The 16,119-nt window shown below is 36.5% G+C and carries 9 protein-coding genes; 5 read left to right on the top strand and 4 right to left on the bottom strand.

Going from position 1 to position 16,119, the window contains the following annotated elements:
• The 4 genes from B8967_RS07725 to ccoN all read right to left on the bottom strand — a co-directional run bounded on the left by B8967_RS07725 (window position 1) and on the right by ccoN (window position 10,840).
• Window positions 1–2,328 carry a translocation and assembly module lipoprotein TamL gene (locus B8967_RS07725; RefSeq protein WP_084085542.1) on the bottom strand — a complete coding sequence of 776 codons (2,328 nt, stop codon included), beginning with the start codon at window positions 2,326–2,328 and terminating at the stop codon, window positions 1–3.
• Complete coding sequence (locus B8967_RS07720) at window positions 2,328–7,358, bottom strand: translocation/assembly module TamB domain-containing protein (RefSeq protein ID WP_084085540.1); 5,031 nt, start codon at window positions 7,356–7,358, stop codon at window positions 2,328–2,330. Before B8967_RS07720 ends, B8967_RS07725 begins: the two co-directional genes overlap by 1 nt.
• 295 nt (window positions 7,359–7,653) lie before the next feature.
• Window positions 7,654–8,541, bottom strand: a complete 888-nt coding sequence (locus B8967_RS07715) for a cbb3-type cytochrome c oxidase N-terminal domain-containing protein (protein WP_084085538.1) — start codon at window positions 8,539–8,541, stop codon at window positions 7,654–7,656.
• Window positions 8,542–8,560: 19 nt separating this feature from the next.
• Window positions 8,561–10,840, bottom strand: a complete 2,280-nt coding sequence (gene ccoN, locus B8967_RS07710) for a cytochrome-c oxidase, cbb3-type subunit I (RefSeq protein ID WP_047493355.1) — start codon at window positions 10,838–10,840, stop codon at window positions 8,561–8,563.
• 180 nt (window positions 10,841–11,020) lie between these two features.
• On the opposite strand from ccoN, the gene B8967_RS07705 reads away from it, so the two are divergent.
• The 5 genes from B8967_RS07705 (at window position 11,021) to B8967_RS07685 (ending at window position 16,100) form a co-directional block, all read left to right on the top strand.
• Window positions 11,021–11,320 (top strand): helix-turn-helix domain-containing protein, encoded by a 300-nt coding sequence (locus tag B8967_RS07705; protein WP_228406077.1) that lies wholly within the window; start codon window positions 11,021–11,023, stop codon window positions 11,318–11,320.
• A 110-nt stretch (window positions 11,321–11,430) separates the two neighbouring features.
• The gene (locus B8967_RS07700) at window positions 11,431–12,849 is read left to right on the top strand and encodes an amino acid permease (RefSeq protein ID WP_047493333.1); all 1,419 of its coding nucleotides are present in this window, start codon (window positions 11,431–11,433) and stop codon (window positions 12,847–12,849) included.
• Window positions 12,850–13,064: 215 nt separating this feature from the next.
• Window positions 13,065–14,171, top strand: coding sequence for an agmatine deiminase family protein (locus tag B8967_RS07695; RefSeq protein WP_084085536.1), 1,107 nt, complete (start codon window positions 13,065–13,067; stop codon window positions 14,169–14,171).
• A gap of 365 nt (window positions 14,172–14,536) precedes the next feature.
• Complete coding sequence (locus B8967_RS07690; RefSeq protein WP_084085534.1) at window positions 14,537–15,127, top strand: HdeD family acid-resistance protein; 591 nt, start codon at window positions 14,537–14,539, stop codon at window positions 15,125–15,127.
• 340 nt (window positions 15,128–15,467) lie between these two features.
• On the top strand, window positions 15,468–16,100 hold the full coding sequence (locus B8967_RS07685) for an HdeD family acid-resistance protein (RefSeq protein WP_047493339.1): 633 nt from the start codon (window positions 15,468–15,470) through the stop codon (window positions 16,098–16,100).
• Window positions 16,101–16,119 lie beyond the last annotated feature (19 nt).

Here is a 16,119-nt window from a genome sequence, read left to right as displayed (position 1 = left end):
TTAAAATGGATATCCGATGGCAATATTTAAAATAAGATTATCTTTTCTCCAGCTTGGATCTCCGAAATTAATTTTATCGAAAGCCCATCTGTCTCCTTTTTCATAATAAGGTACCCGCAATGGCATGGCTAAATCCAATCTTAAGATCAGGATAGAAAAATCAAGTCTCAGACCAACTCCGGCTCCCACAGCAATTTCATTTAAAAAATCTTTTGAGAATTTGGCACCGGGTCTATCCTTATCATTATTGATCAGCCATATGTTTCCGGCATCTACAAAAACGGCAGCATTCAGAAATTTATACAGATTAGCACGGTATTCGGCATTAAATTCCAGTTTTATATCTCCTGACTGATCAAAATAGGCACCTTCTTTTAAAGTTCTGGGATCAAAACTTCCCGGCCCTAATGTTCTTGCACGGAATGCTCTGATACTGTTACTCCCTCCTGAGAAAAACTGCTTGGAAAAAGGAATAAATTCTGAATTTCCATATGGATAAGCAATTCCGGCAATCACTCTTGTTGCCAGTGAGGATTTCTCGGTAAATTTATGATAGAACCTCAGGTCATTTTCAATCTTAACATATTGACTGAAAGGAATTCCGAAAATTTCTTTTTGCTTATCTTTTTTTGCATTGGCTCCAGTAACCAGTCCCGTAATGTTTCCTGCCAGATCAAGCGTTCCTTTATAGTAGAATGTATTGGTTCTGGGAAGCATTGTGTTCGTATAGGTATAAGAATAGGTAGGTCCGAAAATAAGCTGTCTCTCTACAATTCGCTGCATGGCAGGGTTACCTTCGGATTTTTCTCTATATTCCTCTGTAACTTTAGCCGGAGAAACCAACGTGATATCGATCACCTTCAGCTCATGTTCTTTTCGGGCATTTTCTTTCCAGATATACCCAAATGATCCGGTGAAGTTGTTCAGTGTATAATATTTTGTCCTGTTCTGAAATTCGTATCCCAATGTAATATTGGTTCTCGGAACAAATTCGCTGGAAGAGTGGAAACGGAAAGGTGCTACAATTCTTGGAATAGAAAGCTGCACATTGGTTCCTCCGCGGAAAATATTGTTGGCATCTTTAGGTCCTCCCATCTGAAAATCAAAAGCTCCATAAATAGCAGCTTTAAATTGTTCAGCTCCACGGAAAAAATTTCTGTGTGTCCAGTTTAGGTTTAGCTCACTACCGGCGTAGTTTGCTGAGTTCGTTCTTCCTAATGCTTCAAGACGAAGAGATTGAATTTGTCTTGGTGTCAGTAAATAATAGGCATCAAATTGATGACTTAATGAATCCGCTACAATGAATTCATTTTTTACAAATTTGAAAACACCCAGACTTATTAACCGGTTTAGCGTAAGGTTATGGTTGGAACGGTTATACAGATCTCCTTTTTTAAAGTATAAAGCACGGTCAAAGATTTTAGGTTTAAATTTATGTTGCGGATCGATAACATACATATCATCGAAAGCATATTTAGAAAGGGAGTCTTTATCCATCGGGATACTGTATTTCCCATCTTTTACATCCTGGATGTTATAATTAGGGAACACAATCACCTTATCAATACTAAACTGTTGGGTGGCTAGATCCGGAGTATTATCTTTAAGTTTTACGTTGAGTTCTACCTTATGATTTTTATTTACAGTACTGTCTGCCTGTACAATGATATTATCAGGATGGAAGTAATAAAAACCTCTTTCTTTTAAACCATTATCAATTCTTTCTCTTTCAGTTTTGATGACATCCAGGTCAAACGGCCTTCCGTTTTTAAGAAGAGTTTTAGGGGTTAAATTTTGAATTTCCTGATTAACAAGGGTAGAATCTTTCTGAAATTTTACGCCCTCAATCATATATCTGGCACCAGGCTTTACCGTATAAATGACATGTGCTTTTTTGTTCTTTGAAACCGTATCATAGGTTGCCCGTGCATTGAAATATCCTTTGTTTTCAGAATAGTTTTCAATAATATCTTTATTAAACTCACGGTCTACATCGCCTAATAGTACTGGTTTTTCACCCACTTTATATTTAAGCCAGTAATTAAAACCTTTGTCTTTTTTGGGCTCTTTGGCTATATTATAGAAATATAATTTGGGACGAAGCCCCAGGAATGTAGAATTGGGTTTTGGGGTAAGGTTGGCTTCCAGTGCTGACTGGAGATCTTTTTTTTCTTTTTTTGAAATAGTGTCGTTTACGATTTTTACCTCTGCACCCGTATAGAGCATCTGACCCTCTCTCAAATACTTGGTATTACTGCAGGAGAGAGCTACCGATGAAAGCCCGGAAACAAACAGATATTTGCAATATGTATGAAATGTTTTACCCATTATTTAAATTCTACCACTTGGTTATTTTGATTTTTTTTTGGCTTTTTCTCTTTAGATTTTTGAAAAATCTCCCGGAATTTGTCATAATCCAATGTAATGATAAATCCTACTCCGGTTTCTATGATTTGCCCCTGAAGAGCCACCTGATATTCATCTTTACGGTAAGCACGAAGCATATATCTGCCGTCTTTAGACAGGCTGTAATCTACAGAAACATTTCCTGCAATATTGGTCATGTTTTCATTTTGACGGGCCTGGCCTTCCAGTCCGAAATTACTTCCTACCGTTACTTTCAGTCTGTCATTCAACAGTTTTTTACTGATATCTACATTAAGGTCTGTTCTGGTGTTTTTCTGCCCGGTTGAATAGTCCTCTGAAGAATCAAGCCCAAAATTAAGATCAACTCCTTTAATCAGCCCGGCGGCAAGGTTATTCAGCTGTTGGGAGAGAATTTTACTCACACTCTGTCTTGCCATGGTTTCTGCAGACATTCCGGCGCCGCTTTCAAAAGGGTTTTCTCCAATAAATCGGTTGAGGAGAAGTAAAGCAAATACCTGCTTATTCAATTCAGATTCCTGAGTTCTGAGCTGGGCCAGTTTCTGATCAACAATATCTTTAACATTAGTGGATACAGAATTGTTTTTTTCTTCCGTGGTAACATCAAAACTAAGCTGAGGTTTCAAGAGCTCACCTTTCATTTTCAATAAAGCATTGAATGGTATTCTCTGTTTAAACTGATTGATCAGGGATGCTCCTCCGTCAGTACCTACCTGTTGTTCTACAAGGTCAATAGGAGCAGCTTCAGTTTTATAAACTGCGGTAATATCCATTACAGCCGTTGTAGGCTCGCCTGTCCAGGTGATGGTACTTCCTTTCTGGATGTCAAACTTACGTTTCAGGAAGCTTACAGAAAGATCATAGCTTCCTTTTTCTACTTCATAGACCCCTACCAATGTGGTTTTTCCTGATGGATCTATTCCTCCGGTAAGCTCTGCTTCGCCCTGAAGCTGTACAAAATCCCCGTTGGCTTTGTCTATAATAAGTGAAATTTTTGCTTCTTTGCTTACTTCAATATTCACACTTACATCCATTCCTTTGATGCGGCTCTGTGCATTAAGAGAGTCTGCTTTCACCGTTTTATTGAGAACCACCTGATCCTGATCAATAAACTCTACAATCCCGTCCCTTTCCTGTAAAGATGGGGTAGATTGAGGAAGTACAAAAGTAAAATCAGTATTGTCAGCAACGCTTAACCTTCCGTCTACTTTTGGTAAATCAAGGTTTCCGCGGATACGAAGCCCTGCATCAATAGCAAGAACACCATACATCATGGCATCATTGGATTTCTCAGAGTTGACCACTTTGAAATCTTTAGCATTCACATTAAGATTAAATGCAAAATCTCGATAGGTCTGCGTAAGTACTTCTCCATCTACAACAAGAGCATTTCCATCTTTATCATTGATCTTAAACTTATTAAATTCAATGCCACGGTTTGTGAAGTCTATATCATCATTGAGTTTTCTGAAATCACTTCCTGTTTTTGCAATTTCAAGACCTGCATCATTAAACTTTACTTTTCCTAAAATATTGGGTTTTTCCGAACTGCCTGTGATTTTTAAATTTCCGGAAAGATATCCCTCTGTATTGGTGATTGCATTCATGGAAAAGCCCTGGATACTTTTCATCTGAAGCTGATTGATAGCCATATTCAGATCAAAGGTGCTTGAAGAGGTATTGTAATCTCCAAGGATTTTTACATCATTATTATTTCCGGAAAGAGCGATATCAGCATTTAAAAGATTCGATGAAGAATTGTTCACCTTGACAGCAAGATTTCCAACGGGGCTTCCGTAGACAATCAGGTCTGAAATATTTAAATCTGAAGTGAAGGTCATCTTTTTCATCACATCCCTCAGCTGAGCTGTACCATTAATTGTCCCTCTTGCCAGAACCGTATCTTTTTTAATAAGTTCTGTAATGGTTTCTATTTTGAAATCTTTCAACGAAACATTCAAAGGACTGTTAGGGTTGTCATTCTCAGATTGAAGAGAAATTTCGCTTCCTCCATTAGAAAGGATGAAATTGTCTGCTAAAATCCCTTTATTACTGATCTGAATTTTATTATTTTCGGCAACATTCCAATCGGTATAATTAAGTTTTAGCCCATTGGGATTCAATGATATTTCTGTAATGTCGTTCAGTGATTTTGCATTTCCTGCAATAAGGAACCGGGTGGCATCTTTATCATCTTTCGTACTCACGTTGTAATTGATGGTGTTATCGGCAACATCTCCACCAATATTGATTTTCTTTAAAGTTAAGCTTGAACTTTTCAGAGCGGCTACATTAAGGTTGTACTGTAATGCCTGATTTTCATTGGTCACTTTAAGAGTTGCATTTTCAATGGAATTTTCACCATATAGCAACTGGGGAATCTGTCCGTCAATCTCAATTTTCTGAGAATCTGCATCATAATTTCCTGTCAGATTAATAGTCTCGAAACTTTTCAGATCAGGAACAAATTTTCTGATAAGATCATCATTTTTAATTTTTGCCAGAAAGTTGAAATGCTGTCCCGGATCAATTTTCTGGGTTTTATCCGGTTTCTGAAACTGGTAATATTGGTTGATCGTCTGCGTTAAAGCTCCGAAGATCTGAGTGAGCTTATATTTTCCCTTTAACTCTACATCTGCAATTTGAGAATTGAATACAATCTGTGTGGAGTCATTGGTAGAAGAGGCTTTTAAATTGACTTCCTGTACAGGATACACTTCTTTGGTATCGGAGAAAGCAAAATCTTTAAGGTTTACATAGCCATTCAGATTATTAGGATCTAAACTGCTAAAGTCACCATCAATTTTTCCTGCAATGATCATCTGTTTATCATAGAAGCCCAGTTTGTTAACATCCAGTTTAATGATTTCTCCATTGATTTTTACCGTAGGATTTTTTTCATTATAAACACCCGAAGCGGTCAGTTGTAAATTCGCATTCGGATCTTTTGAATCTAAAATAATATGATAAACTCCTTTGTTAATTTTCCCGTTTAGATTCATATTCTGGTATCGGTAACCTTTATAGACAGCTGAAGCAACATGTCCTTTTACATCTGCATTGGCATTTTTAAAATCAAAACTTTCTCCTTTTGCCGAAATCTGAGCTGTGATGGGGCCAATGTCTTTATTCTGAATGATTTTTCCCACCTGTACTCCCTGAAGATTGGCTTTTATATCGTACAATTCATGATTTTTTCTACGCATATCAACATTTGCAACGATTGCTGCATTTCCAAGCGTAGAATAAAGATTGAGATCTGTGCTCACTACTTTTGTCGTTCCTTTTGCATTTCCTTTAACGCTGAAATGCGAAGGAAGGGAAATATTGGAAGGAATTGTATTTTTAGGCACAAGATTGAAGATTGTTTTGGCACTGGAAGAAAATTCTCCGATTCTTACATCATAATACAACTGGTCGGGATTCATTGCATTTTTGATCTTTCCTGATGCCACGACTCTCAATTGATCTAATCCTGACACTTTGAGATCCTGGATAAAAAGATCATTGACACTCCCTTTTACATTGGCGTTCACATTTAAAATAGCATTCGGATACTTGTTGAAAGGAACGGTGTTTTTTAGAGTGGGAACCAGGTTTAAAATATCAGAAAATCCGATTTTTGAATCTTTAATGTTAGCTGAAATTTTAACAGCACCCAGATTTGAAGTGAGCTGGTCAATGGAATTATAATTCAGGATTACCTCATCCCGCAAAAGAGTTTTTGGAGTTTGAAGGTAAAGACTCTTAAGGTAAGCTTCCTTTTCTCCATACACGAAATCTGTATTGAATTTCTGAATATTCAAACCTCTGGTTTCCTGAACTTCTGCAGAATTTACTGTTCCTGCAAACGTATTGTTTTCCATTTTGAAGCTTCTCACTTCAACATTCATTTTTGAAAAATTCAGGTGGTTGAAATCCATTCCCTGCTTGGTAGCAGCAATTGCTGTATTATTGTAGATCGCTTTTACGTCATTGAGAACAAGTTTTCCTAACAACAATTTCATGGCTTTATCCTGATCTGAAACTTTGGACACTTCAGCCTCCTTTTCCTTTTTTGGATTGGCATTCTGAGCCGGAAGATAAAGGTTGGCATTAATATCCGCTCCGGATAAAAATACATTGGCAACGCTGTAATCGTTATTCTCAAGATCAATTTTGTTGACTTTCGTACTAAGTTCTTTAAATATAACCTTAGCAAAGGTTTTGGTATTTTCGTCCCCGTAATCAACGTCGAAATTGGTCAGTTTAATTCCTCTCAGCCCAATATTCATAGGCTTTTTTTCGTTGAGTGAATCTACCTTTTTCTCAACTTTTTTAGAAACCTCCTCTACAAGGCCCTGCTTCAGTTTTAATTTTAAACCATCAAGGTTAATATCATTGACAGCATAGGTGTTTTTAGTGAGATCAAACTTTTTAACTCTCGTATCAAAAGATGTAAAATAAAGGCTAATGTCATTTCTCGACTGCTGGTCGTTAAAAGTGACCCCTACATCTTTTAAATTAATTTTATCAAGGGAAATAATGAAAGGCTTGGAAGAGCTTTCCTCTTTATCGGTGGTAGCAAAAGCATCAATAATATAATCAAAATTGAATTTACCATCGGGTTTTCTGACAACATGAGCACGGGCTCCCTGCATATCTACAGAGGTAATATCTGCAGTAGAATTGATGAGCTTGAGCATATGTAAACCTACATCCAGCTTTTTTACAGCCAAAAGAGTATCAACATCCTGTCCTTTGAGATACAGATTTTCCATCACAAGACTGTTGGGAAATCCAATATAGACTTTTTCAAGGCTTACTTTAGTCTTGATTTTTTTCTCAAGGTAGACAATAAGCTTGTCTTTAATAAAGTTCTGAACGGCTGGAAGTCTTAAGCTTAGGATCAACAGGGTAACAAAAACCAATATCGAAATAAAAGTTATTGCAATACGCCTTAAGAGTTTTGTGGTGTTGATTTTTAGTTTCAAATGCGATGTGGTTTCTGACAAAGATAATAATACTAAATTATTTTCACTTTGTTGTGGTACCCTTGCAAATGCAAAAATCCTGCCTTGGCTGTCTAATTATGGAATTTTTAGTCTGTAGTTGTCAAGTGAATAGTTGAGTAAGACGAGCCAAGGTGTGGATTTTATTCTTTAAAAAGCCCCCTTTATATCATTTTTTTTGATGTTGAAAAGGTTAGTTAGCAAAAATGAAAATTCAAATGTAATGTAGTTCTAAAGGGGGCTTGGCATGGTTTGTATATTGAGGTAATCAATTTTTTTAATTGTTTCCGTTTTCCCATTTCACCTCTTCTCCCTGTGCTGCAGCACCACCCTGCGAAACTGTAATAGGAGAGGTTTCCTGGTTAATATGATAAACATAGGCTGCAATTTTTTCAGCATCTTTTCCTGTAATGGTTCCGTCCTTAATGAAAGGTCTCATGGTAGGATTATTAGGAGAACCGTTTTCAAGCATCCAGAAAACATTTTTAAATAAGCTTTTCTCTTTGATGTTGATCCAGTGGGTATCGGTAAGATTGGGTCCAATACCTCCTTTTCCACCATCTCCGTGACAGGTCACGCAATTGGTTTTGAAAAGTTCTTGTCCTTCTGCAATATTATCTGCGCTATATTTTGCTGTTTCCAGATTAATTTGAGGTGCTGTTTTTTCAAATTCTGCAATGGAAGCCAGCATTGTTTTTGTTTCTTTCGTATATTCAGCTTCCGGGTGAGCATAATCTGTAAAGCTAAAAGCTGTTAAATACACAACACAGAAGATACATCCGAACCAAAATAAACCGATCCACCATTTCGGAAGTGAATTATCAAGCTCTGTAATTCCATCAAAACCATGGTCAATAAGAATATCTTTTTCCTCAGTGACAGATTGTTTTTTGAAGGCAGAGTTCCATAACTTTTCATAATAGGGAACACTCTTTTCCGCCAGGTATTGTTTTTTCTCTTCATCAGACAGCCTGCTGAAGCTTTCATTCTCAATCATGTCTCCTATGGAATTCATAATCATAAGAAGGATGATGGCAATCAGGATCAGTGCCCAGAAGAATGGAGAAGAAAAATATCCGGAATCACTGGCGAACATTTCAAAGGCCATGATCGTTAAACCTATCGTTGTTGCGATATATATTGAAAGTGGGGTTCTCGTTTTCATTGCAATACAATTTTAATGATTAGTCTGCACTTGCTGTTTGAATCTGTGTTGTTTTGATATCCGTACCTAATCTTTGGAGGTAGGCGATCATAGCTACAATTTCTCTTTGCTCAAGCGGTACATAAGCAGATCCTTTTGCTATTTTTTCTTTTGCCATCTGATCTTTTACATCGGTAGCTTCTGCATAAATTCTTTTTACAATATCTTTTGACTGGTTGTCTGCCCATTGGTTGGCAGAATCAATCTGAGCTTTTGTATATGGTACATCAAAAGAATTTTTCATTAATTTTATTTTATCAACCATTTGAGAACGATCCAGTTTATTGGTGATTAACCAAGGGAAACGGGGCATAATGGAACCGGCAGAGGTAATTCTTGGGTTGTACATATGTTTAAAGTGCCATGAATCCGGGTTTCTTCCTCCTTCTCTGTGAAGATCTGGTCCTGTTCTCTTAGATCCCCATAAAAATGGTCTGTCGTAGATAAATTCTCCAGCTTTGGAATACTGCCCGTTTTTACCTTCGAATCTTAATACCTCATCACGGAAAGGTCTGATCATTTGAGAGTGACACGAGTTACATCCCTCACGAACATATAAATCCCTTCCTTCCAGTTCTAATGGAGTATATGGTTTTACCGCCGTAATAGTAGGAACACTTTGCTTAAGAGATAACGTAGGAACAATTTCCACAAGTCCTCCAATAGCAATAGTAATGAATGCCAGGATAGAAAGTAGGGTAGGAGTTCTTTCCAGCCATAAATGGACACCTTCTCCTTCTTTTCTTCCCGTACCGATGTTGGCCAGGGCTGGGGCTTCAGCAGGAACTTCTTTTTGGAATGAACCGGCTCTTACCGTTCTGATCACATTGATCACCATTAAAATAGCTCCGGACAGATAAAGGATACCTCCTAAAAATCTCATTTTAAAGTAAGGAATGATTGCTGTTACAGTATCCAACCAGTTTTTCCACAATAATGTTCCGTCCGGGTTGAACTGTTTCCACATTAATCCTTGTGTGAAACCAGAAATATACATTGGTACTGCATAGAAAATAATTCCTAATGTTCCCAGCCAGAAATGCCAGTTGGCTAATTTTTTAGACCAAAGTGACGTTCTCCACATAATAGGAACCAGGTAATAGATCACCCCGAATGCCATGAAACCATTCCATCCAAGAGCTCCCAGGTGTACGTGACCGATAACCCAGTCGGTGTAGTGACCGATTTTATTTAAAGATTTTGTTGCTAATAAAGGTCCTTCAAAGGTGGCCATACCATAACAGGTAATTGCAACCACGAAGAATTTAAGGATAGGATTTTCTCTTACTTTATCCCAAGCTCCTCTTAAGGTAAGAAGACCATTTAACATCCCTCCCCAGGATGGTGCAATAAGCATAATAGAGAATCCTGTTCCTACTGCCTGTGCCCATGCCGGTAATGCTGTATATTGCAGGTGGTGAGGCCCGGCCCAAAGGTATACAAAGATCAACGACCAGAAGTGAATAATAGATAGTTTGTATGAGAATACCGGACGTTGTGCTGCTTTTGGCATAAAGTAATACATCAGACCTAATACAGGAGTGGTCAATACGAATGCTACCGCATTGTGTCCATACCACCATTGTACTAATGCATCTTTTACACCTGCATATACAGAATAAGATTTCCAGCTTGTGAAAGATAAAGGAACTTCAAGATTATTGAAGATGTGAAGCATTGCCACAGCAATCCATGTTGCTACATAGAACCAGATTGCTACATACAAGTGTCTTACTCTTCTTTTAGCGATCGTTCCAAACATATTGATCCCGAAGATCACCCATGAGAAAGTAATTAATATATCAATAGGCCATTCATGTTCAGCATATTCTTTAGAAGTATTGATTCCCATTAAGAAAGTAATCACTACCGTAATGATCATAAACTGCCATGACCAGAAATGTAACCATGATAATGTATCACTGTACATTCTTGTTTTCAGAAGCCTTTGCATACTGTAATAAGCACCACAGAAAAAGGAATTACATACGAAAGCAAAAATTACGGCACTTGTGTGAAGCATTCTGATCCTTCCAAAGCCCAAAGCGCCCTGAGTGTTGATCAGCCCCTGAATATTTCCGGATGCTAAACTTTTAATAGTGGTGTCATCTGTACCGAATAAAAATTCCGGTAATTCCGGATAGAAAAGCATTAATGCTGCAGTAAGTCCCAGCAGAAATCCGATGAGCCCGAATACGATAGTAGCATAGAGGAATGCCCTGACAATATTATTGTCATAATTAAATTTTTGCGTCTCCATAAATTCCAATAGTGTTTACCGAAGTGATATTTTCTCTGAAAAAGACTTATTTTCTGTCTTTTTCTATGATGAAAATAAATATCATGTAATGTGTATTATGTTTTGCCAAAGGTATTTATTAACTTTGTTAGAGTCTAATAGGTAATCTTCTAAACTATACCAAAAACTACTAAAACAAAAATGATGAAAGTATGTGGCCAAAATATCAGGAAAATTCGTCGGAGCAGAGATCTTACTCAGGAATATATGGCCTTTGAAATGGGGATTTCCCAGAAGGCATACTCCGATATTGAAAATTCTAAAGTGAAGATCAACCTGGATATCCTGACTAAAATTTCAGATATTTTAGATATTAAGCCTTCCGATATATGCAGCATTTCACACAAATGTGGAACTGACGATGGATATGAAGATAAATATCAGAATCTTTTGGAATATATGAAGAAGAACAATATTTCGATTCCGAAAGAATATCTGTAAAAATAAAATAGCTTTTTTGTTTTTCGTTAGCCAGAATTGTCAATTTGCCCTATGGAACGAGAATTTCTGTGAAAAGTTTTTATATATTTAGCGCCTGAATAATTCATTCTATGAGCAACGAAAATAAAACAGGACAAAACGAGACTTTAGTTAGAGGATTAACAAATCGACACATACAATTAATTGCCCTTGGAGGTGCCATAGGAACCGGATTATTTCTAGGAATTGGACCTGCAGCCGTATTGGCAGGACCCTCCGTTATTTTAGGGTATGCCTTAGCCGGAATCATTGCCTTTTTTATTATGCGCCAGCTTGGTGAAATGGTAGTTCAGGAGCCGGTATCGGGAAGTTTTAGTCACTTTGCCTATAGATATTGGGGAAATTTCCCCGGTTTTGCATCCGGATGGAATTACTGGATTCTCTATATCCTTGTAAGTATGGCCGAGCTAACGGCAATTGGGCATTACATCCATTTTTGGTGGCCGGAAATACCGCTCTGGGTTTCCAGTTTATTCTTTTTTGTAGTGATCACAGCACTTAACCTTGCCTCTGTAAAAGTATATGGAGAAACTGAATTTTGGTTCTCTATCATCAAAGTGGTAGCCATTATTGCTATGATTGTTTTCGGAGTATACCTCTTAATCAGTGGAACAGGAGGTGAGAAGGCAACAATTACAAACTTATGGAATGACGGTGGCTTTTTCCCAAAAGGTCTGTTTAATAAAACAGAAACCGGATATTCAGGTTTGTTCGCCGCTATGGCGATGATTATGTTCTCATTTGGAGGATTGGAACTGATCGGTATTACAGCAGCAGAAGCTAAAAATCCTGAAAAAACAATTCCTCAGGCTACTAATCAGGTGATTTATAGAATCCTTATTTTCTATGTAGGAGCTTTAGTGATCCTGTTTGCATTGAGTCCATGGAGAGAAATTACAGAAGGATCAAGTCCGTTTGTTATGGTTTTTCAAAACTTAAACGGCCTCGAATTCAGTCTTTTTGGTAAGGTTATTCAGTTCAATACATTGATAGCCAATGTTCTTAATTTAATTGTATTAACAGCTGCTTTATCAGTTTACAATAGTAGTGTTTACAGCAACAGCCGAATGCTTTTTGGACTGGCTCAACAAGGTAATGCCCCGAAGTTTTTGAAAAAACTGAATAAAAACTCTGTTCCTACAAATGCCATCCTTATTTCTTCATGCTTTGCAGGGATCTGTATTATCATTAATAAATTGGTGCCTGAAAAAGCTTTTGAGTACCTAATGGCTTTGGTAGTATCTACATTGATTATCAACTGGCTGATGATATGCTATACCCATTTAAAGTTTAAAAAAGCTATCAATAAATCAGGAATTCAATCCAAGTTTCCTTCCATATTCTATCCTGTATCCAATTATATCTGTATTGCCTTTTTGGTTTTAATTTTAGGATTGATGAGTATTACAGGAATGGAAATTCAGGTGATTTTAATTCCAGTTTGGCTGGGCTTTCTGTTCGTCATGTATAAACTGTATAAGCCGAAATAAAATATAAAACAGTCTGATGTTTTAAAAGATGAAAATAAATTTATTTTCATCTTTTTTGTTTTTTTCTGTACCTTGGTAATAGTCCATAACTTCAAATTCCGGCTGGGGAAATCAAATCAATCTCTCATTATTCTTATCGGATTTTTTTAGATTTTTCATGAAACTATGCTGTGCTTTGAAATTTTGGTGTATTTATTGGAACAAAATATAATGATATGAAAAAACTATTCACACTCACTTTTGTGTTGAGTTTTATATTAAGTATGGCACAGACAGATTATCATTTTCCCGAAGAATCTTCACGGCATGAAGGAACGTGGCTACAGTGGCCTCATCACTATCAACATGGAATGACTTACCGGAAGAGGGTAGAGCAAACCTGGGTGGATATGACAAAAGCTCTTCAGTTTGGTGAGAAGGTTCACATTATTGCTTATAATGCCGAGGAAAAAAATAGAATTATCCATATTCTGGAGGAAAATAAAGTTCCTATGAAAAATGTGGATTTCAAAATGTATCCTACAGATGATGTATGGATCAGAGATAATGGACCTATTTTCGTAAAAGATAATAAGGGCAATGTTCTTATTGAAGACTGGGGATTTAATGGCTGGGGCGAAAAATTTGACTTTGAAAATTGTGATAAAATTCCAGAACGAATCGGAAAAGATCTTGGAATAAAAGTGATTGACCTGAATGAAGAAATGGTGAATGAAGGAGGTTCTGTAGAGACTGATGGAAATGGAGTTTTAATGGCTTGTAAAAGTTCAGTGATCAGCCAGAAAAAAGAAGCAACACGAAATAAAGGAATCACACAGGAGGAAGCTGAAGAAATGTTTAAAACATATTATGGGGTGTCAAAAGTAATTTGGCTGGATGGTGTTACCGGATTGGATGTTACAGATATGCATATTGATGGTTTTATGAAGTTTGTTAACCATAATACCATGATCACCATGAGTGAAAATGATCTTCTTGAGCTTGGGCTTTCTGATAAAGATATCAAAACGCTTTATGCAGCCTCCAATACAGATGGTAAGGAATATAAAAAAGTCTATCTGCCTGCGACTCAAAATAAAGTAAAGACAGCTTATGGAAAGCAGCTAGACGAAAAAGGTTCTTATGTAAACTATTATGTAGCTAATACAGTGGTATTGGTTCCTAATTATGGAGATCCTAATGATGAGGTAGCCAATCAGATGATTCAGGGTCAGTATCCTGAGAGAAAAGTTATAGGGATAGATGTAAGAAATTTATATGAAAATGGAGGCATGGTGCACTGTGTTACCCAGCAGCAGCCTGCGGGCAATCTGCTGAAATAAATAAAAAATTTATGCTGTAAAAAAATCCTATAGAATACATGTGCTATTCCATAGAATGTTTTTTTTGTATAAATAATATTGTTAAAAATTAATATTTGAATAATATGTTTTTGTATTTGTAAAAAATGCATGAAAAAAATACTAAAAATCATTAAATAAATGAATATGCTTAGTATTGATTGTGTTATAAAATATTCTGATATACAATTTGTTAAGCTTGGATTCTATTATTGAATTTGCCGTTTTTGTAAGTTTGTAACGGGAAAAACTTCAATTAAGGATGAAAAAAATAAAAGGTTTTAAAAACTCCTGCGGAAATGCCGAACACCGCTTCATAAAGTAGGTAAAATCTAAAAAAGCATTGTATGTCGAACTCATTTCAAACGATTAACAGCTCTGTTAATCATTGGTATATTCCGTTGATATTCGGAATTACTTTTTTAATCTGTGGATTTTATGTTTTCAGTGTACCACTAGCAGCCTATGTTACACTTTCTATTTTTTTTAGTGCTTCGTTTTTATTCTCCGGGATTACAGAAATGTTCTTTTCTTTAGAGAACAGGACCTCCCTGCAGGGATGGGGGTGGTTTCTTATAAGCGGTTTAGTGACTACCGCAATCGGCACTTATCTCATTGCTAATCCTCAGATTTCAATGTCTGTTCTGCCTTTTGTGGTGGGGATTACTTTATTGTTCCGTTCTTTTCAGCTGCTCGGTTTTGCATTTGATCTGAAAAACATGAAAGTAGCAGGCTGGAGTAATGTAGTTCCAACAAGTATCGGAGGCATGATATTCTCTTTACTATTGATATTTAGTCCCATATTTATGGGAATTTCTTTAGTAATATTGACGGGGATTTCTTTTATCTTAATAGGGACAGCCTCTGTAATGCTGGCTTTGGATTTTAAGAAAAATAAAAAATATTTCCGGAGGAACAGGCCTGGAATACAGAGATAGAATCAGAATTTACACAGAAAGTGATGATCTGAAAAAATAAGCATATTATATACGTAGAAAAGACCTTAGTAAGAGGTCTTTTTGTTTTTTTTAATCCGTATATATCTCTGTGTAAAATCATTGATGAAAAAGAGAAGATTTTTATTATAAATATCAGGTTAATTTCTTTTCTGAAAAAAATGAATTCATCTGTGGTTTTATTCACTATGTGTGCTATTTTTCGTACCTTAGTTCAGGTTGTATTTCAAATTCAGGTGAAAATTATAACCTGTTTGAAAGTACAGCTACGGAGATGCCGAACACCGTTATGCAAAGTAGGCAAGACTAAAAAAAGACACCTATGGCCAATTTATTTCAAACCCTTACAAACACCGTAAAACATTGGTATATTCCTTTGATTTTTGGAATCCTTTTCCTTATCTGCGGTTTTTATGTTTTCAGTGTACCACTTGCAACCTATGTCACACTTTCTATTTTCTTTAGTGTTTCATTCTTATTTTCCGGAATTACAGAAATATTCTTTTCCCTTCAAAACAATAAATCCTTACAGGGGTGGGGTTGGTTTCTTGTAAGCGGATTATTAACAACAGCTATAGGAATTTACCTTATCGCAAATCCGCAAATTTCAATGGCCGTACTTCCGTTTGTTGTAGGATTTACCTTACTGTTCCGTTCTTTTCAGCTCCTGGGCTTTGCTTTTGACCTGAAAAGTATGAAAATAATGAGCTGGGGAAATGTAGCTCTTGCCAGCGCAGGAGGAATTATATTTTCTTTACTGCTTATATTCAATCCTATATTTACAGGAATTTCTTTGGTTACCTTAACCGGAGTTTCCTTTATTTTTATGGGAATCGCTTCTATTATGTTAGCACTGGATTTGCGAAAAGTTAAAAAAATTCCCGGAAAGATAAGCCAGGAGCTAAGAGATCGGATTAAATCTATTCAGGATGAAATTGATGATGTGAAAAAGTAAGTATACCTTATATTTATAA

This window comes from Chryseobacterium sp. YR221 (genome assembly GCF_900176315.1).
Classification (GTDB): Bacteria; Bacteroidota; Bacteroidia; order Flavobacteriales; family Weeksellaceae; genus Chryseobacterium; species Chryseobacterium rhizosphaerae.
This window is presented reverse-complemented; position numbering and strand designations above follow the sequence as displayed.

Bases quoted from the DNA above. Each gene is read 5' to 3' on its own strand.
- B8967_RS07725 (WP_084085542.1), bottom strand. From the start codon at position 2,328: ATGGGTAAAACATTTCATACATATTGCAAATATCTGTTTGTTTCCGGG.
- B8967_RS07715 (WP_084085538.1), bottom strand. From the start codon at position 8,541: ATGAAAACGAGAACCCCACTTTCAATATATATCGCAACAACGATAGGT.
- ccoN (WP_047493355.1), bottom strand. From the start codon at position 10,840: ATGGAGACGCAAAAATTTAATTATGACAATAATATTGTCAGGGCATTC.
- B8967_RS07705 (WP_228406077.1), top strand. From the start codon at position 11,021: ATGATGAAAGTATGTGGCCAAAATATCAGGAAAATTCGTCGGAGCAGA.
- B8967_RS07700 (WP_047493333.1), top strand. From the start codon at position 11,431: ATGAGCAACGAAAATAAAACAGGACAAAACGAGACTTTAGTTAGAGGA.
- B8967_RS07695 (WP_084085536.1), top strand. From the start codon at position 13,065: ATGAAAAAACTATTCACACTCACTTTTGTGTTGAGTTTTATATTAAGT.
- B8967_RS07690 (WP_084085534.1), top strand. From the start codon at position 14,537: ATGTCGAACTCATTTCAAACGATTAACAGCTCTGTTAATCATTGGTAT.
- B8967_RS07685 (WP_047493339.1), top strand. From the start codon at position 15,468: ATGGCCAATTTATTTCAAACCCTTACAAACACCGTAAAACATTGGTAT.